Below are 18,102 nucleotides of genomic sequence, written 5' to 3'. Positions count from 1 at the left end.
TGCGCGCCCCTGCGGTGAAGGTGTTCGCTCTTACAGGGTACGAGCGATCTCCTTGACTTCGAAGAATTCGAGCTGGTCGCCTTCCTTGATGTCGTTGTAGTTCTTCAGCTTGATGCCGCACTCGAAGCCTTCCTTGACCTCGCGCACGTCGTCCTTCATCCGCTTGAGCGACTCGAGTTCGCCGGTGTAGATCACCACGTTGTCGCGCAGCAGGCGGAAGTGCGCGCTGCGGGTGACCGTGCCCGAGGTGACGTAGCAGCCCGCGACCGTGCCGATCTTGGACGCCACGAACACCGTGCGGATCTCGGCCGAGCCGATGACTTCTTCCCGCTTCTCCGGCGCCAGCATCCCGGACATCGCCGCCTTCAGCTCGTCGACCGCGTCGTAGATGATGTTGTAGTAGCGCAGCTCGACCCCGTTGCCTTCGGCCAGCTTGCGCGCACCCGCGTCGGCGCGCACGTTGAAGCCGATGATGATGGCCTTGGAGGCGATCGCCAGGTTGACGTCCGACTCGCTGATGCCGCCCACGGCGGCATACACCATCTGCACCTTGACCTCATCGTTGGACAGCTTCTGCAGCGACTGCGCCAGCGCTTCCTGCGAGCCCTGCACGTCCGCCTTGACGATGATGGGCACGGTCTTGACCTCGCCCGCACCGATGTCCGCGAACATGTTCTCGAGCTTCGCCGCCTGCTGCTTGGCCAGCTTGGTGTTGCGGAACTTGCCCGCGCGGTAGGTCGCGATCTCGCGCGCACGGCGCTCGTCGGTCATCACCATGAACTCGTCGCCGGCCTGCGGCACCTCGGTCAGGCCCTGGATCTCCACCGGAATGGAGGGACCCGCGGACTTGATGCTCTTGCCGTTCTCGTCCAGCATGGCGCGCACCCGGCCGAAGGTCTGGCCGGCCAGCACGACGTCGCCGACCTTCAGCGTGCCGGACTGCACCAGCACCGTGGCCACGGGGCCGCGGCCCTTGTCCAACTGCGCTTCGATCACCAGGCCCTTGGCCATCGCATCCACCGGCGCCTTCAGTTCCAGCACCTCGGCCTGCAGCAGCACCTGCTCCAGCAGCTCGTCCACGCCCTGGCCGGTCTTGGCGGACACCGGCACGAACGGCGATTCGCCGCCGTATTCTTCCGGCACCACTTCCTCGACCACCAGTTCCTGCCGCACGCGGTCGGTGTTGGAGTCGGGCTTGTCGATCTTGTTGATCGCCACGACGATGGGCACGCCCGCCGCCTTCGCGTGCTTGATGGCTTCGCGGGTCTGCGGCATGACGCCGTCGTCCGCGGCCACCACCAGGATCACGATGTCGGTCGCCTGGGCGCCGCGGGCACGCATGGCGGTGAACGCCTCGTGGCCCGGGGTGTCCAGGAAGGAGATGACGCCGCGCGGCGTTTCGACGTGGTAGGCGCCGATGTGCTGCGTGATGCCGCCGGCTTCGCCCGCTGCCACCTTGGCGCGGCGGATGTAGTCCAGCAGAGAGGTCTTGCCGTGGTCGACGTGGCCCATGACGGTCACGACCGGCGCGCGCGGCAGCGATTCCGCCGTCTGCGCCGCGGTGTCTTCCTCGGTGAAGGCTTCCGGGTCGTCCAGGGCGGCGGTGAGCGCCTTGTGGCCCATTTCCTCGACCACGATCATGGCCGTGTCCTGGTCCAGCGACTGGTTGATGGTCACCAGCTGGCCCATCTTCATCAGGGCCTTGATCACCTCGGAGGCCTTGATGGCCATCTTGTGCGCGAGCTCGGAGACCGTGATGGTCTCGGGCACGTGCACCTCGAGGATGCGCTGCTCCGTCGGTGCGGAGGCGGTCTGGCGATCGTCGCGGTCGCGGTGGTCCCTGCGGCCGCCACGGGGGCCGCCGCGCCACGAATTGCGGCCGACGCCGCCGGACGAGTCGCCGCGGGTCTTGATTTCCTTCTTCTTGGCCGGATCGTTCGCCCAACTGGACGACAGCTTGGCGGACTTCACTTCCTTGCCGGCGCCCGGGCCCGCGGGCGCGGGTGCGGCTCCGGGGGCGGCCGGACGGCCAGGCTGCGCCGGCGGCTTGTGCAGCGTGCCCTTGACGCCCGGCTTGGCGGGTTCCGGCGCCTTGGCCACCGGCTTCTCCGGCGCCTTGGCGACCATCACCTTCTTGGGCGCGCTCATCATCGAGCGGATCGCGGCGGCCTCGGCCTCGGCCTTGCGGCGGCGGTCCTGCAGGTCGCGCGCACGCAGCGCTTCCTCGTCGGCGCGGGCCTTCGATTCGGCAGCGGCCTTCTCGCGCGCTTCGGCAGCGGCGCGCTCGCGCGCCTCGGTTTGCGCCTTGGCGACGGCCTGCGCGGCCTCCGCTTCGGCGGCGCGGGCGGCGGTGGCGCCAGCCCGGGCGTTCGAATAGGCCTCGGCGCGCACCTCGGCTTCGCGCTCGCGCTCCCGCTCGCGTTCGGCCGCGGCATTGGCTTCCTCGGCGGCGCGCTGGCGGGCTTCCTGCTCCTCGCGCTCGCGGCGCTTGGCGGCCAGTTCTTCTTCCTGGCGGCGGATCAGTTCGGCCTGGCGGCGCGCTTCTTCCTCGCGGCGGGCCAGTTCGGTTTCGTCGGCGCCGCCGGCAGCGGGCGAGTGCGCCGTTTCCGGCGCCTCGACGACGGCGGTGTCGCTGCCCTCGTCCCGCTTGATGAAGGTGCGCTTCTTGCGCACTTCCACCTGGATGGTGCGTGCCTTGCCGCTGGAGTCCGCCTGCTTGATCTCGCTGGTGGACTTCTTCACCAGGGTGATCTTCTTGCGTTCGGGCGTGGCGGTGCCATGGCTCGCCTGGAGGTAGCCCAGGAGCTTCTGCTTGTCGGCGTCGGTCAGGGAGTCGGTGGGAGCCGACTTGGAGACGCCGGCGCTGCGGAGCTGTTCCAGCAGCGTATCGGTCGATTTCTTGAGTTCGTTCGCGAACTCGGCGACGGTGGTACTAGACATGTTCTGTTCGTCCCCCTCCCTTTACTCATGGGCCGCCGCAGCAGGCTGGTTGGTGAACCAGTGCTCGCGCGCCTTCATGATCAGGGTCCTGGCCTCTTCGGCGGACTGGCCGGTGATATCGGTGAGCTCGTCCACGGCCAGGTCGGCCAGGTCGTCCCGGGTGTGCACGCCGTGGTCGGCGAGCTTGGCAATGAGTTGCGGGTTCAGCCCGTCGAGGTCGCGCAGGTCCTGCGAGACTTCCTCGACGCTTTCCTCGCGTGCGATTTCCATGGTCAGCAGCGCATCCTTGGCGCGGGCGCGCAATTCGTTGACCGTGTCCTCGTCGAAGGATTCGATCTCCAGCATCTCGGAGATCGGCACGTACGCCACTTCCTCCAGGCTGGTGAAGCCCTCGACGATCAGGATGTCGGCGATTTCCTCGTCGACGTCCAGTTTTTCCATGAACAGCTGGCGGATGCCGCTCTGCTCCTCGGCCTGCTTCTGCGCCGACTCGTTGGCGTCCATGATGTTGATCTTCCAGCCCGTGAGCTCGGAAGCCAGGCGCACGTTCTGGCCGCCGCGGCCGATGGCGATGGCGAGGTTCTCCTCGTCGACCACCACGTCCATGGCGTGCTTCTCCTCGTCCACCACGATGGAGCTGACGTTGGCGGGCGCCAGCGCGCCGATCACGAACTGCGCCGGGTCTTCGGACCACAGCACGATGTCCACGCGCTCGCCGGCCAGTTCATTGGTCACGGCGTTGACGCGCGAACCGCGCACGCCGACGCAGGTGCCGATGGGGTCGACGCGCTTGTCGTGCGAGACCACGGCGATCTTGGCGCGCGAACCGGCGTCGCGCGCGCAGCTCTTGATCTCCAGCAGGCCCTGCTCGATCTCGGGCACTTCCTGGCGGAACAGCTCGATCATGAATTCGGGTGCCGCGCGCGACAGGATGATGGGCGCGCCGCGCAGCGTCAGGTCCACCTCCATGATCATGGCGCGCACGCGGTCGCCGTTGCGCAGGTTTTCCTTGGGGATCATCTCGCCCCGTCGGAGGCGCCCTTCCACGCGGCCGCTCTCGACGATGATGTCGCCCTTGTCCATGCGCTTGACGGTGCCCACGAAGATCTTGTCGCCGCGCGACATGAAGTCGTTGAGCAGCATCTCGCGCTCGGCGTCGCGGATCTTCTGCAGGATCACCTGCTTGGCGGCCATGGCGCCGATGCGGCCGATCGGCAGCGATTCGATGCCTTCCTCGATGTGCTCGCCGGTCTCCACGTCGCCCACGCGCTCCCTGGCGTCCATCAGCAGTTCCTCGGCGTCCGGGTTCTGCAGGCCCTGTTCGTCGGGCACGACCAGCCAGCGGCGGAAGGTCTCGTAGTTGCCCGTGTCACGGTCGACGGCGACACGGATGTCGACCTCGCCCTGGTACAGCTTCTTGGTGGCCTGGGCAAGGGCGGCTTCGACGGCGCCGAAGACCACGTCGCGCTCGACGTTCTTCTCGCGCGAGATGGCGTCCACCAGCATCAACAGTTCGCGATTCATTTCCCTTGCTCCTGAACCCCGGCGCGCTTGCGCCCCTTGAAATCAACAATCGGTGCCAGACGCGCCTCCTTCAGCTCGTCCAGCGTGAAACCCAGCACCTGCAGGGCGACGGGTTCCTTCTTCTTCTTCGAGACCTTCTTGCCGGGAACCGGCGGCGGCTCGTCGCTCCACGCCAGCTGCCAGCCTGCTCCGTCAGGCGCCTGCTCCAGGGTGCCCCGGAACTTGCGTCGGTTGGCGGCGACCTGGCCGGCCGCGGCGGCACCCATGGGCGCCTTCAGCGTGACGTCGACCACCTCGCCCACGTAGCGCTCGAAGTCCTTCTCGTTGCGCAACGGACGATCGATGCCCGGCGACGACACCTCGAGGCGCTTGTAGTCGACTTCCTCGACTTCCAGCGTGTACTGCAGCTGACGCGTCACGCGCTCGCAGTCCTCCACGTTCACCGCCTTCTCCTCCCCCGGTTCCCAGGGAAAGTCGATGGTCACGCGCAAAGTCCCCCCGGCGGAACGCTCCAGTTCCACCAGTTCGTAGCCGAGTCCGGCCACGGTTTGCGCGACGATGTCCTGCAGAGCCAAGTGCGTAAAGTCGATCAGCCAAAAAAAACGGGCGGTAAGTACCCGCCCGTTTGGTCGTGAGACCAGTATTGTAACGAGGAAAGCCTGGTGCTGCAAGGCTACGCACACTTCGCGCGCACTGGATCAGGGTCCGGGGCAGCACCTGCAACTGGCAGTGGGCGCGACTTTTTCAAGCCCTGCGGCCCCCTCCTTGCGCCACGCGGCGGGCTTGACTCCGGGCGCGAAGCGTCCAGTATCCGAGTCCCACTGTCCGAGGAGCCGCCATGATGGAAACCCTGCGCCCGGACCCGACCTTCCATCCCTCGCCCCGGCTGGCGATGGAGGCCGAGCCTGAACACCTGTGCTACACCGCCCTGCTCTCGCCGGATCGCTCGCGGCCGGATGCGATCGCCGTGGTCGACCTCGACCCCGCCTCCAAGAAATACGGCCAGGTGCTCACGAAGGTGGCGCTGCCGAACAAGGGCGACGAGCTGCACCACTTCGGCTGGAACGCCTGCAGCTCGGCGCTCTCGCCCCTGACCGGCCATGCCTTCCTGCAGCGGCGCTACCTGGTGGTGCCGGGCATGCGGTCCTCGCGCATGTACATCTTCGACACGCAGCCGGACCCGGCGCAGCCCAAGCTCATCAAGACGATCGAGCCGGAGGAGATCCTGCGCAAGACGGGCTACTCGCGGCCCCACACCGTGCACTGCGGGCCCGAAGGCATCTACGTGAGCACGCTCGGCGGCGCCGGCCCCGACGGCACGCAAGGCCCGCCCGGCATCTTCATCATGGACTGCCAGACCTTCGAGGTGCTGGGGCGCTGGGAGATCGACCGCGGCCTGCAGAAGCTGCACTACGATTTCTGGTGGAACCTGCCGCGCGACTACATGGTGTCCAGCGAATGGGCGCTGCCGCCGCAGTTCGAGAACGGCATCGTTCCCGAGGACCTGCTGGGCAACAAGTACGGCCATGCGCTGCACTTCTGGGACCTGCGGGACCGCAAGCACGTGCAGACGATCGACCTGGGCGCCAACCACCAGATGGCGCTGGAACTGCGTCCGGCCCACGACCCCTCGCGTGAATACGGCTTCCTCGGCGTGGTCGTCGACACGACCAACCTGGAAGCGTCGATCTGGACCTGGTACCGCGAAAACGGGAAATTCCAGGCGCGCAAGACCATCACCATCCCGCCCGAGCCGGCCAAGGCCGACGCCCTGCCGCCGCTGCTCAAGGGCTTCGGCGCCGTGCCGCCGCTGGTGAGCGACATCGACCTGTCGCTGGACGACAAGCACCTGTACGTCGCCTGCTGGGGCACCGGCGAGCTGCGCCGCTACGACGTGAGCGACCCGATGGAGCCCAGGCAGACCGGCAGCGTGCGCGTGGGCGGGATCGTGCAGCATGCGCCGCACGCCAACGGCAAGCCCTTCGCCGGCGGACCGCAGATGATCGAGATCAGCCGCGACGCCAAGCGGGTGTACTTCACCAACTCCCTGTACAGCAGCTGGGACACGCAGTTCTATCCGGACGGCATCGCGGGCGTGCAGGCCATGTGCAATGCCAACGGGAGCTTCACGCTGGACAAGGAGTTCTTCGTGGACTTCGGGCCGGACTACGGCGCGCACCAGGTGCGGCTGCAGGGCGGCGACTGCTCCACCGACTCCTTCTGCTACCCCTCGGCTTGAGCGGCGCGGCGGCGCTCTGGCTCACGGTCGTCGGACTCGGCCTGTACCACGGGCTGAGTCCGGCGATGGGCTGGCCGCTGGCGGTGGCCAACGGCCTGACGGAGCGGCGCTCCGCCGCCGTCTTCCGCACGCTGCTGCCCCTGGGCGGCGGCCATTTCGCCGCCATGGCGGTGGTGCTGGTGCCCGTCGCCCTGCTCGGCTGGCTGGTGCAGTGGAGCACCGTCATCCGCGTGGCCGCGGCCACCCTCGTGCTGCTGTTCGGCCTCGCCCGCCTGCTGTGGCGGCGCCATCCGCGCTCGCTCGCCCGCATCCCGCCCAGCCGGCTCGCCTGGTGGTCCTTCCTGATGGCGACCGCGCACGGCGCGGGGCTGATGCTGGTGCCCTTCATGCTGGGACTGTGCGGGCCGTCGCAGGCGGATGCGCATGCGCGCGTCGAACAGGCCCTGGCGCGCTCGGACCTGGCCACCGCCTTGCTGATCGCCGCGGTGCACACGCTCGCGATGGGGCTGGCGGGCCTGGCGATGGCCTGGGCCGTGTACCGCTACCTCGGGCTGCAGTTCCTGCGCCGCGCCTGGTTCAACCTGGACCTGGCCTGGGCGGCGAGCCTGATCCTCGCCGGCGCCGCCGGCATCTGGATGGCGCTTTAAGCGGCCGCGGCCACCAGGGTCTGCGTGTACGGATTGCGCGGGTTGCGCAGGACCTCCTGCACCGTCCCGGCCTCCAGCACCTGGCCGTCCTTCATCACCAGCACCTCGTGGGCCATGGCCCAGATCACGTCCACGTCGTGCGTGATCAGCAGGTAGGACAGGCCGCGTTCGCGCTGCAGCCGCTGCAGCAGCTTCAGGACCTGCTTCTGGATCGTCACGTCCAGCGCGCTGGTGGGTTCGTCCAGCACCAGCAACTGCGGCTCCACGATCAGCGCCCGGGCGATCGCCAGGCGCTGGCGCTGGCCGCCGGAAAACTCATGCGGGTAGCGTCCCAGCAGGCCGGGGAACTGGGCCTCCGTCAGGCCCACCTCCTCCAGCACGCGGTAGACGCGCTCGCGCCGCTGCTGCTCCGGCAGCGCCGGTTCGTGCACCAGCAGGCCTTCGCCGACGATCTCTTCCACCGTCATGCGCGGCGAGAGCGAGGAGAACGGGTCCTGGAACACCACCTGCACCAGCCGGCGGATGCCGCGGTTGCGGGCACTGTCCGGCCCCCAGTGCTGGCCGACCACCTCCAGCGCGCCCTCGTGCGGGATCAGGCCCAGCGCGGCCAGTGCCATCGTCGACTTGCCCGAGCCCGATTCGCCCACGATGCCCAGCGTGCCGCCGGTGGGGACTGCGAACTTCGCGCCCTGCACCGCCACGAAGGCGCCCTTGCGGAACCAGCCCTTGACGCCGGGGATGGGGACGGGGTAGCTCACGCGCAGCGCATCGGCCCGCATCAGCGGCGCGGCGCCGGGCTGCGGGTCCTGCACGTCGCGCGTGGGCCGGCTTTCGATCAGCTTGCGGGTGTAAGGATGCTGCGGCTGCGCGAACACGCCGCCGACCGTGCCCTGCTCCACCAGGTGGCCGCCTTCCATGACCGCCACGCGGTCGGCGAAGCGCCGCACCAGGTTCAGGTCGTGCGTGATCAGCAGCACCGCCATCCCGGTCTGGCGCTGCAGGTCGGCGAGCAGTTCCAGGATCTGCTGGCGCAGAGTGACATCCAGCGCCGTGGTCGGCTCGTCGGCCAGCAGCAGCCGCGGCCGGCAGGCGAGCGCCATGGCGATCATGGCGCGCTGGCGCTGGCCGCCCGAGAGCTGGTGCGGGTAGGTCGCCGCGCGCCGCGCCGGCTCGGGAATGCCGGTCGCCGCCAGCGCCTCGACGGCCGCGTCCCAGGCCTGCCTGGCGCTCAGGCCCTGCTTGAGCTGGAGCACCTCCGCGATCTGGTCGCCCACGGTGTACACCGGGTTCAAGGCCGTCATCGGCTCCTGGAAGATCATCGCGATGTCGTCGCCGCGGATGCCCAGGAGCTGGCGCTCGGAGGCCTGCAGGAGTTCGACGGGCTGCTCGCCGGGTTTCGCCGGCGCCAGGCGCGCCGAGCCGGTGATGCGCGCGTTGTGCACCAGGCGCACCAGGCTCAGGGCCGTCACCGTCTTGCCCGAGCCCGACTCGCCGACCAGCGCCAGCTTCTCGCCCGGGGCGATGGAGAAATCCACGCCGCGCACGACTTCCTTGCCGCCGAAGGCGACGTGCAGGTCCTTGACTTCCAGCAGCGGCGGCACGGGGGTTTGCTGCTGGTTCATCGCGTGCCCTCACCCCGGCCCTCTCCCAGGGGGAGAGGGTGAGAACGGTGCTGCGCATGGCTCATGAATCCGCCTTCCGCGGATCCAGCGCGTCGCGCAACGCGTCGCCCATGAACGTCAGCAGCAGCAGCGTGATCACCAGCACCGCGAAGGTGGACAGCGAGATCCACCAGGCGTCGATGTTGTTCTTGCCCTGCGAGAGCAGTTCTCCGAGCGACGGGGTGCCCGGCGGCACCCCCAGGCCCAGGAAGTCGAGCGAGGTCAGGGCCAGGATGGAGGCGCTCATGCGGAACGGCAGGAAGGTGATCACCGGGGTCATGCTGTTGGGCAGGATGTGCTTCCACATGATCCGGCCGTTGCCCACGCCCAGCGCCTTGGCGGCGCGCACGTAGTCCATCTGCCGGTTGCGCAGGAACTCCGCCCGCACGTACTGCGACAGCCCCATCCAGCCGAAGAGCGACAGCAGGATCAGCAGCAGCGCCACGCTGGGCGCGAAGATGGCGCTGAAGATGATCAGCAGGTACAGCTCCGGCATGGAGTCCCAGATCTCGATGAAGCGCTGGAACGCGAGGTCGGTGCGGCCGGCGAAGAAGCCCTGGATCGCGCCGGTGACGACGCCGATCACCACGCCGAGCACGGTCAGCGCCAGCGCGAACAGCACCGAGAGGCGGAAGCCGTAAATGAGTTGCGCCAGCATGTCGCGGCCGCGGTCGTCGGTGCCCAGCAGGTTGTCGCGCGTGGGCCGGGACGGATTGGGCTCCTTGGCGAAGTAGTTCAGCGTCTTGGCGCCGTAGGGGTTCGGTGCGTACAGCGCCCAGTTGCCGCCCTTGGTCAATTGCTGCCGGATGAAGGGGTCGAGGTAGTCCGTCTCGGTCTGGAAGTCGCCGCCGAAAGTCGTCTCCGGATAGGAGTTCACCATCGGGAAGTAGAACTGGCCCTCGTAGCGCACCACCAGCGGCCGGTCGTTGGAGAGCACTTCGGCGAACAGGCTCAGGACGACCAGCGTGGTGAAGAGCACCAGGCTCCACAGGCCCAGCTTGTTGCGCCGGAACCGGCGCCAGGCCCGCACGCGCGGCGTGACGTGCACCGGGAGGGCGATCGCCGCGGGCGCCGCCGCCGCGGACCCGGCTTCGGTCTGGCCGACCGCCGTCGGCTCGGCCATCAGGTCGCGGCTAGTCGAACTTGACACGCGGGTCCACCCAGACGTACATGAGGTCGCTGATCAACTTGGTCAGCAGGCCGATCAAGGTAAAGAGGTACAGCGTGCCCAGCACCACCGGGTAGTCGCGCCGGATCACGCTCTCGTAGCTCAGGAGGCCCAGGCCGTCGAGCGAGAACAGGGTCTCGATCAGCAGCGAGCCGGTGAAGAAGGCGCCCAGGAAGGCGGCCGGGAAGCCGGCGATGATGGGCATCAGCGCATTGCGGAACACGTGCTTCCACAGCACCCGGCGCTCGTCCAGGCCCTTGGCGCGCGCGGTGAGCACGTATTGCTTGCGGATCTCCTCCAGGAAGGAGTTCTTGGTCAGCATGGTGGTGACCGCGAAACTGCCCACCACCATGGCGGTGACCGGCAAGGTGATGTGCCAGAGGTAGTCGACCACCTTGCCGCCCACCGACAGCTCCTCCCAGTTGCCCGAGGTCAGGCCGCGCAAGGGAAACCATTGCAGCTGGCCGCCGAAGATCACCAGCATGGCCACCCCGAGCACGAAGCCGGGGATCGCATAGCCCACCAGCACCAGCAGCGTGGTCGCCAGGTCGAAGCGCGATCCGGCCCGCACCGCCTTGGCCACGCCGAGCGGCACGGCGATCAGGTAACTGATGAAGAAGGTCCACAGGCCCAGGCTGACGGACACCGGCAGCTTCTCCACGATCAGCGACCACACGTCCTTGTTCTGGAAGAAGCTGCGCCCGAGGTCGAAGCGGGCGTACTGCCCCAGCATCTGCACGAAGCGCTCGTGCGGCGGCTTGTCGAAACCGTACAGGGCCTTGATCTGGGCGATGCGCTTGGGGTCGACGCCCTGGTTGCCGCGGTAGGCGAAGGCCCCGCCCTCGCCGCCCGTGCCCGCGCGCGCCTCGGCCAGGTACTGCTCCACCGGGCCGCCCGGCACGAACTGGGTCACGACGAAGGTCACCAGCAGCACGCCCAGCAGCGTGGGCAGCATGAGCAGCAGGCGCTTGAGGATGTACGCAGCCATGCCTAGAGGGGCCCTCCCTGCCTGGCCCACCAGGTGTCGATCGCCCAGCCCTCGCCCTGGGTGTAGATCGGCATGGTGGCGGTGGGCTGCAGGCGCCAGGCGTTGTAGGCGATGCGGTGCGTGCCCGCGGTCCACTGCGGGATGAGGACGTGCGAATGGGCGATCACCCGCTCGAGCGAGCGGCAGGCCGGCAGCAGTTCCGCCTTGGTCCGCGCGCCGGTCATCTTCTGCAGTATGTCGTCGACCGCCGGGTTCTTGGTGCCGGTGAGGTTGCCGGAGTCCTCGGTGTCGGCGGCCTTGCTGCCGAAGATGTCCACGTACTCCTGGCCGGGCGTGTGGGTGCCCTGGTAGGCGATGGTGGTGATCTCGAACTGGAACTTCTGCAGGCGCTGCTGGTACAGCGCGAAGTCCACCGGCCGGAAGTTCAGGGTGATGCCCAGCTTCTCCAGGTTGCGGGCCCAGGGCGACACCGTGCGGGCGCCGCCCTCGTTGCTATCGAGGTACTCGAGCACCATCGCCTCGCCCTTCGCGTTGCGCAAGGCGCCGTCCTTGACCTCCCAGCCCGCCTGCTTCAGCAACTCGCGCGCCTGGCGCAGGTTGTCGCGCAGCGTGCGTCCCTGGTCGGTCCGCGGGGGTTCGTACATCGGGCCGAACGCCGCCTCCGGAATCTTGCCGCGCCAGGGCGCCAGGATGGCAAGTTCCTCGGCGGACGGCGTGCCGCTGGCGGCGCAGTCCGTGTTCATGAACAGGCCCTTCACCCGCTGGTACGAGTTGTAGAACATCTGCCGGTTCATCCACTCGTAGTCGACGGCCAGGCCCAGGGCCTGGCGCACGCGCGGGTCCTGGAGCTTGGGATTGCGGGTGTTCAGAACGTAGCTCTGAAAGCCCGCCGGCAGCCGGTGCCTGAACTCCCCCTTGACCAGCTCGCCGGTCTTGAACTTCTTGCCGTCCACCCGCCGCGCCCAGTCGCCGGCGGAGAAGAAGCGCATCAGGTCGAACTCGCCGGCCTTGAGCGCCTCCAGCCGTGCGGTGTTGTCCTTGTAGATCTTGACCGTGATGCGGTCGAAGTTCGCCGTGCCGCGGCGCACGTTCAGCTCGCGCGCCCAGTAGTTCGGGTCGCGCACGTAGGTGATGTCCTTGCCGAAGCGCACCGGCCCCACCTTGTAGGGGCCGCTGCCGATCGGCACGTCCATGACCACCTCGTCGAAGCGCTTGGCCTTGCCGTTTTCCATGCCCCACTTGCGGCTGAAGATGGGAAAGCCGCCCACGGTCAGCGGCAGCTCGCGGTTGGGCCGCTTGAAGCGGAAGCGCACCGTGCGTTCGTCCACCACGTCCAGCCCCGCCAGGTCCTCCAGCGCCGTCTTGTAGGCGGGCGAGGTGTAGGGCCCCAGCAAGGTGTCGAAGGTGTGCTTGACGTCCGCGGCGAGCACCGGCTCGCCGTTGTGGAAGCGCGCCTGCGGGCGCAGGCGGAAGGTCGCAGCCAGGCCGTCCGCCGCCACCTCCACGTCCTCGGCGAGCAGGCCGTAGCCCGAGCCCACCTCGTCCTGGGCGCCGGCCAGCAGGCTGTCGAACATGAGCGCCGACAGGTAAGCCGGCGCGTTGCCCTTGATCGTGAACGGGTTGTACTTGTCGAAGGTGGACACCCGCAGGTTGCTCACCAGCCGCAGCTCGCCGCCCTTGGGCGCCTGCGGGTTCACGTAGCTGAAATTGGCAAAGCCCGCGGGGTACTTCAGGTCGCCCCACAGCGCATAGCCGTGAGCGGCCCAGGCGGCCGGGCTCAGGAAGGCGGTGGCCAGCAGTAGAGGCAAACCTCGCATGCGACAATTCTGCCGACATTTTCCAGACGAGAAGGCCATGGGATTCCTACAGGGCAAGAAATTGTTGATCACCGGCGTGCTGTCGAACCGGTCCATCGCCTACGGCATCGCCCGGGCGTGCCACGCGCAGGGCGCGGAACTCGCCTTCAGCTACGTGGGCGAGCGCTTCAAGGATCGGATCACCGAATTCGCGGCCGAGTTCAACTCGAAGCTGGTGTTCGACTGCGACGTGGGCGACGACGCGCAGATCGCCAGGCTGTTCCAGGACCTGGCGGCCACCTGGCCGAAGTTCGACGGCTTCGTGCACAGCATAGGCTTCGCCCCGCGCGAGGCGATCGCCGGCGACTTCCTGGAAGGCCTGTCGCGCGAGGCCTTCAAGGTGGCGCACGACATCAGCGCCTTCAGCTTTCCCGCGATGGCCAAGGCCGCCCTGCCTTACCTGAACGACAAGTCCGCGCTGCTGACGCTGACCTACCTGGGCGCCCTGCGCATCGTCCCGAACTACAACACGATGGGCCTGGCCAAGGCCTCGCTGGAAGCGTCCGTGCGCTACCTCGCCGGCTCGCTGGGGCCCAAGGGCATCCGGGTCAACGGCATCAGCGCGGGCCCCATCAAGACCTTGGCGGCCAGCGGCATCAAGGACTTCGGCAAGCTGCTGAAGGTGGTCGAAGAGATCGCCCCGATCCGCCGCAACGTGACGGTCGACGACGTGGGCAACGTCGCCGCCTTCCTGCTCAGCGACCTCGCCGGCGGGGTGACCGCGGAGATCACCTACGTGGACGGCGGCTTCAGCCACACGGCGCTGGCGGCGGACTGAGCGGCCAGCCGATGTCCTTGCGGGGCTTGACCCGCAATCGATGGACGGCTGATCGAGCGGCTCATGGATCCCGGGCAAGCCCGGGATGACATGGTTTCCGCCCCCTATTTCCCGCTGCCGCCGTTCTCCTGCACGCAGTCGGCGTAGTAGCGCAGCTTGCCGTCCGGGCCTTCCTCCGCGACCAGGCCGTGGATGTCGGTTTCGAAGCCGGGGCACTCCTGGTTGAAGGCGCGGGCGAACTTCAGGTACTCCACGATCCGCTTGTTGAAGACCTCGCCCGGGATGAGCAGCGGGATCCCCGGCGGGTACGGCGTGATCAGCGCCGTGGTCACGCGGCCTTCGAGCTGGTCGATCTCCACGCGCTCGGTCTTGCGGTGCGCGATGTGGGCGAAGGCGTCGCTCGGTTTCATGGCCGGCTGCAGCTCGCTCAGGTAGATGTCCGTCGAGAGCTTGGCGATGTCGTACTTGGCATACAGCTCGTGCACGTACTGGCACAGGTCCGCCAGGCCCATGCGCTCGTAGCGCGGGTACTGCTGGCAGAACTCCGGCAGGATGCGCCACATCGGCTGGTTCTTGGCGTAGTCGTCCTTGAACTGCTGCAGCGCCGTCAGCATGGTGTTCCAGCGGCCCTTGGTGATGCCGATGGTGAACATGATGAAGAAGCTGTACAGGCCGGTCTTCTCCACGATCACGCCGTGTTCGGCCAGGAACTTGGTGACGATGGCCGCCGGGATGCCGGTCTTGGCGAACTTGCCGTTCAGGTCCAGCCCGGGCGTCACGATGGTGGACTTGATCGGGTCCAGCATGTTGAAGCCTTCGGCCAGGTTGCCGAAGCCGTGCCACTTGGCCGTGCGCGCCTCGCCCTTGATGATCCAGTCGTCGGCCCGGCCTATGCCGTGCTCCACCAGCTTGTCCGGCCCCCAGACCTTGAACCACCAGTCCTTGCCGTACTCCTGGTCCACCTTGCGCATGGCGCGGCGGAAGTCCAGGGCTTCGGCGATCGACTCTTCCACCAGCGCCGTGCCGCCGGGAGGCTCCATCATGGCGGCCGCCACGTCGCAGCTGGCGATGATCGCGTACTGCGGGCTGGTCGAGGTGTGCATCAGGAACGCCTCGTTGAACAGGTGGCGGTCCAGCTTGCGTTCCTTGGCGTCCTGCACCAGCACGTGGCTGGCCTGGCTGATGCCGGCCAGCAGCTTGTGGATGGACTGGGTCGCGTAGACCACCGACTTGGTCGTCCGCTCCCGCTTGCGCCCCATCGCGTGGAAGCTGCCGTAGAACGGGTGGAAGGCCGCGTGCGGCAGCCAGGCCTCGTCGAAGTGCAGCGCGTCGACGTAGCCGTCCAGGAGGTTCTTGATGGTCTCGGTGTTGTACAGGACACCGTCGTAGGTGGACTGCGTCAGCGTCAGGATGCGCGGCTTGACCTTCTCCGGGTCCACGCCCTTCAGGAGCGGGTTGGCCTTGATCTTGGCCTTGATCGCCTCCGGCGAGAACTCGCTTTGCGGGATCGGGCCGATGATGCCGAAGTGGTTGCGGGTCGGCTTCAGGAACACGGGGATGGCCCCGGTCATGATGATCGAGTGCAGGATCGACTTGTGGCAGTTGCGGTCCACCACCACCACGTCGCCGGGGGCCACCTGGTGGTGCCAGACCATCTTGTTGGACGTGCTGGTGCCGTTGGTGACGAAGAAGCAGTGGTCGGCGTTGAAGATGCGGGCGGCGTTGCGCTCGCTGGCCGCGACCGGCCCGGTGTGGTCCAGGAGCTGGCCGAGTTCGTCCACCGCGTTGCACACGTCCGCGCGCAGCATGTTCTCGCCGAAGAACTGGTGGAACATCTGCCCCACCGGGCTCTTGAGGAAGGCGACGCCGCCGGAGTGGCCGGGGCAGTGCCAGGAATAGGAGCCGTCCTCGGCGTAATCGAGCAGCGCCTTGAAGAAGGGGGGCTGGATGCCTTCCAGGTAGCTGCGCGCTTCCCGGATGATGTGGCGCGCCATGAACTCCGGCGTGTCCTCGTAGGCGTGGATGAAGCCGTGGAGTTCCCGCAGGATGTCGTTGGGCAGGTGCTGGGAGGTCTTGGTCTCCCCATAGATATAGAGAGGCACCTCCGCGTTGCGGCGGCGGACTTCGACGATGAAGTTGCGCAGGTTCAGCACCGCCGGGTCGAGGTCGGGGCCGGCCGTGAACTCCTCGTCGTCGATCGACAGGATGAAGGCGCTGGCACGGCTTTGCTGCTGCGCGAACTGCGACAGGTCGCCGTAGCTGGTGACGCCCAGCACCTCGAAGCCCTCGGCCTCGATCGCCTGCGCCAGGGCGCGGATGCCGAGACCGGAGGTGTTCTCCGAGCGGTAGTCTTCGTCGATGATGACGATGGGGAAGCGGAACTTCATTGGGGGACGGTCCAGGCGCGAAAAAGGCAAACAGGGGCGAAGTGTATGAAATCCGCAGCGCGCGCAAGTGCGCCGGCGCCGATTTCGCCCACAATCCGGCCAAAGGGGACTTATGGCTGACTGGACACTGTGGTGGCTGCTGGCCGGCGCGGCCGTGGCCGTGGAACTGCTGACGGGGACCTTCTACCTGCTGATGCTGGGCATCGGCATGGTCGCCGGCGCGCTCGCCGCCCATGCCGGCATGGCCCGCCCCACCCAGCTGGTCTTCGCCGCCATCGTCGGTGTCGCGGCCATGGCCGGGTGGCACTTCGTGCGGCGCCGCCGCTTGGCCGACGGCATGCCCGGCACCAACCTGGACTTCGACGCCGGCGAGCACGTGCACGTGGATGCCTGGACCGCCGACCAGACCGCATCCGTGCGCTACCGCGGCAGCGTCTGGACCGCGGTGCCGGCGGGCGGCACGGCGCAAGGCCCGGGGCTGCACCGGGTGCGCAATGTCGACGGCAGCCGCCTCGTGCTCGAAAAGATCTGAGAAGGAGAAAAGAACAATGGAATTCGCAGCCGTCCTCGCGGTGATCGTCGTGATCTTCGTCATCCAGGGGGTGAAGGTCGTCCCGCAGCAGAACGCCTGGGTGGTGGAGCGCCTGGGCAAGTACCACGGGACGCTCACGCCCGGCCTGAACATCATCATCCCCTTCATCGACCGCGTCGCCTACAAGCACAGCCTGAAGGAGATCCCGCTGGACGTGCCCAGCCAAGTCTGCATCACCCGCGACAATACGCAACTTCAAGTGGATGGAATCTTGTACTTTCAGGTTACTGATCCGACGAGAGCCAGCTACGGAAGTTCTAATTACATCGTTGCCGTCACCCAGCTTGCTCAGACATCCCTGCGCAGCGTGATCGGCAAGCTGGAGCTGGACAAGACCTTCGAGGAGCGCGACATCATCAACGCGCAGGTGGTGCAGGCCATCGACGAGGCCGCCCTGAACTGGGGCGTGAAGGTGCTGCGCTACGAGATCAAGGACCTGACGCCGCCCAAGGAGATCCTGCACGCCATGCAGCGGCAGATCACGGCCGAACGGGAAAAGCGCGCCCTGATCGCCGCCTCCGAAGGCCGGCGCCAGGAGCAGATCAACATCGCCACCGGCGAGCGCGAGGCGTTCATTGCGCGTTCCGAAGGCGAGAAGCAGGCCGAGATCAACAAGGCCCAAGGCGAGGCGGCGGCGATCATCGCCGTGGCAGAGGCCAACGCGGACGCGATCCGCAAGGTTGCCGACGCCATCCGCCAGCCGGGCGGCGAGCAGGCAGTGCAACTGAAGGTGGCCGAGCGCGCGGTGGACGCCTTCGGCAAGGTGGCCGAGGATTCGACGACGACCCTCGTCATCCCGGCGAACATGAGCGAGGTTTCCGGCCTCATCGCCTCGGCGATGCAAATGATCAAGGGGACGCGCGCGCCGGCCGGCAGCACGGTGGCCCCTGCCCCCACCCCCTCCTCTCAGCTCTCGTCCGAGTGGGGGCGCGACGCCCGGTAGTCCTCCGGCGGGCGCGAGTTGCGGTAGCTGGCGTTCAGCGGGCTCGGGCGCGAGCGCAGTCCGCTGGGCAGCAGGTCGGAGAACAGCGAGCTGAGCTCGTCGACCTTCTCCCGCGCGATGGCTTCGCCCTGCTCGCGCGCCAGCAACTGCATCACTTCCCCGCGCATGAACCACAGCGCCTGCAGGTCGGTCGCGTAGCGGATGCGGCGCACCAGTCCGGCGGCCCGCTCGGTCGCATCCTCGGATGCGAGAGCCAGCATGGCCTCGCGGATCTGGTCCATGGTCGCCACGTCTTCGGCGTGCGACGCACGCGTGCTGACGCTCAACATCGCGTAGATGCTGCTCCTGAGGTCTTTGGTCTTGAACCAGCGCATGGGGA

Annotated in this window: 14 protein-coding genes; 5 read left to right on the top strand and 9 right to left on the bottom strand. The window is 67.7% G+C overall.

Annotation, left to right across the window (positions count from 1 at the left end; genetic code table 11):
- Nucleotides 1-30 precede the first annotated feature (30 nt).
- Genes infB through rimP form a run of 3 tightly spaced genes read right to left on the bottom strand, consistent with a single transcriptional unit; the run spans nucleotide 31 to nucleotide 5,039 of the window.
- Nucleotides 31-2,940: a translation initiation factor IF-2 gene (gene infB / locus AC3EGR_RS04305; RefSeq protein WP_488545204.1), complete on the bottom strand. Its 2,910-nt coding sequence runs from the start codon at nucleotides 2,938-2,940 to the stop codon at nucleotides 31-33.
- A 21-nt stretch (nucleotides 2,941-2,961) separates the two neighbouring features.
- Entirely contained in the window at nucleotides 2,962-4,464 is a 1,503-nt protein-coding gene (gene nusA / locus AC3EGR_RS04300) for a transcription termination factor NusA (protein WP_488545203.1), read from the bottom strand.
- Nucleotides 4,461-5,039 (bottom strand): ribosome maturation factor RimP, encoded by a 579-nt coding sequence (rimP, locus tag AC3EGR_RS04295; protein ID WP_488545202.1) that lies wholly within the window; start codon nucleotides 5,037-5,039, stop codon nucleotides 4,461-4,463. Before rimP ends, nusA begins: the two co-directional genes overlap by 4 nt.
- A 266-nt stretch (nucleotides 5,040-5,305) precedes the next feature.
- Here rimP and AC3EGR_RS04290 point away from each other — a divergent pair, with 266 nt between their 5' ends.
- Together AC3EGR_RS04290 and AC3EGR_RS04285 are read left to right on the top strand one after the other, a co-directional pair.
- Nucleotides 5,306-6,703 (top strand): selenium-binding protein SBP56-related protein, encoded by a 1,398-nt coding sequence (locus tag AC3EGR_RS04290; RefSeq protein WP_488545330.1) that lies wholly within the window; start codon nucleotides 5,306-5,308, stop codon nucleotides 6,701-6,703.
- Nucleotides 6,700-7,350, top strand: a complete 651-nt coding sequence (locus AC3EGR_RS04285; RefSeq protein ID WP_488545201.1) for a hypothetical protein — start codon at nucleotides 6,700-6,702, stop codon at nucleotides 7,348-7,350. The genes AC3EGR_RS04290 and AC3EGR_RS04285 overlap by 4 nt, the downstream gene beginning before the upstream one ends.
- Here the strand turns inward: AC3EGR_RS04285 and AC3EGR_RS04280 are convergent.
- The 4 genes from AC3EGR_RS04280 to AC3EGR_RS04265 all read right to left on the bottom strand — a co-directional run bounded on the left by AC3EGR_RS04280 (nucleotide 7,347) and on the right by AC3EGR_RS04265 (nucleotide 12,984).
- Complete coding sequence (locus tag AC3EGR_RS04280; protein WP_488545200.1) at nucleotides 7,347-8,972, bottom strand: ABC transporter ATP-binding protein; 1,626 nt, start codon at nucleotides 8,970-8,972, stop codon at nucleotides 7,347-7,349. The two genes, AC3EGR_RS04285 and AC3EGR_RS04280, sit on opposite strands and share 4 nt — an antisense overlap.
- Before the next feature lie 61 nt (nucleotides 8,973-9,033).
- On the bottom strand, nucleotides 9,034-10,134 hold the full coding sequence (locus AC3EGR_RS04275) for an ABC transporter permease (RefSeq protein WP_488545199.1): 1,101 nt from the start codon (nucleotides 10,132-10,134) through the stop codon (nucleotides 9,034-9,036).
- Between the two features lie 10 nt (nucleotides 10,135-10,144).
- A complete protein-coding gene (locus AC3EGR_RS04270) occupies nucleotides 10,145-11,167 on the bottom strand; it encodes a microcin C ABC transporter permease YejB (RefSeq protein WP_488545198.1) in 1,023 nt (340 codons plus the stop codon).
- 2 nt (nucleotides 11,168-11,169) lie between these two features.
- A complete protein-coding gene (locus AC3EGR_RS04265) occupies nucleotides 11,170-12,984 on the bottom strand; it encodes an extracellular solute-binding protein (protein WP_488545197.1) in 1,815 nt (604 codons plus the stop codon).
- A 37-nt stretch (nucleotides 12,985-13,021) separates the two neighbouring features.
- Here AC3EGR_RS04265 and fabI point away from each other — a divergent pair, with 37 nt between their 5' ends.
- Nucleotides 13,022-13,801 (top strand): enoyl-ACP reductase FabI, encoded by a 780-nt coding sequence (fabI, locus tag AC3EGR_RS04260; RefSeq protein WP_488545196.1) that lies wholly within the window; start codon nucleotides 13,022-13,024, stop codon nucleotides 13,799-13,801.
- 104 nt (nucleotides 13,802-13,905) lie between these two features.
- Here the strand turns inward: fabI and AC3EGR_RS04255 are convergent, their stop codons facing one another.
- Nucleotides 13,906-16,188: an Orn/Lys/Arg family decarboxylase gene (locus AC3EGR_RS04255; protein ID WP_488545195.1), complete on the bottom strand. Its 2,283-nt coding sequence runs from the start codon at nucleotides 16,186-16,188 to the stop codon at nucleotides 13,906-13,908.
- A gap of 112 nt (nucleotides 16,189-16,300) precedes the next feature.
- On the opposite strand from AC3EGR_RS04255, the gene AC3EGR_RS04250 reads away from it, so the two are divergent.
- Together AC3EGR_RS04250 and AC3EGR_RS04245 are read left to right on the top strand one after the other, a co-directional pair.
- A complete protein-coding gene (locus AC3EGR_RS04250; RefSeq protein WP_488545194.1) occupies nucleotides 16,301-16,720 on the top strand; it encodes an NfeD family protein in 420 nt (139 codons plus the stop codon).
- A gap of 16 nt (nucleotides 16,721-16,736) precedes the next feature.
- Nucleotides 16,737-17,723, top strand: coding sequence for an SPFH domain-containing protein (locus tag AC3EGR_RS04245; protein ID WP_488545193.1), 987 nt, complete (start codon nucleotides 16,737-16,739; stop codon nucleotides 17,721-17,723).
- On the opposite strand, the gene AC3EGR_RS04240 is transcribed toward AC3EGR_RS04245, so the two are convergent.
- A complete protein-coding gene (locus tag AC3EGR_RS04240; RefSeq protein WP_488545192.1) occupies nucleotides 17,687-18,097 on the bottom strand; it encodes a hypothetical protein in 411 nt (136 codons plus the stop codon). The genes AC3EGR_RS04245 and AC3EGR_RS04240 overlap by 37 nt on opposite strands.
- Nucleotides 18,098-18,102: the final 5 nt, after the last annotated feature.

It is taken from the genome of Ramlibacter sp. G4-7 (assembly GCF_057784995.1).
This window is presented reverse-complemented; position numbering and strand designations above follow the sequence as displayed.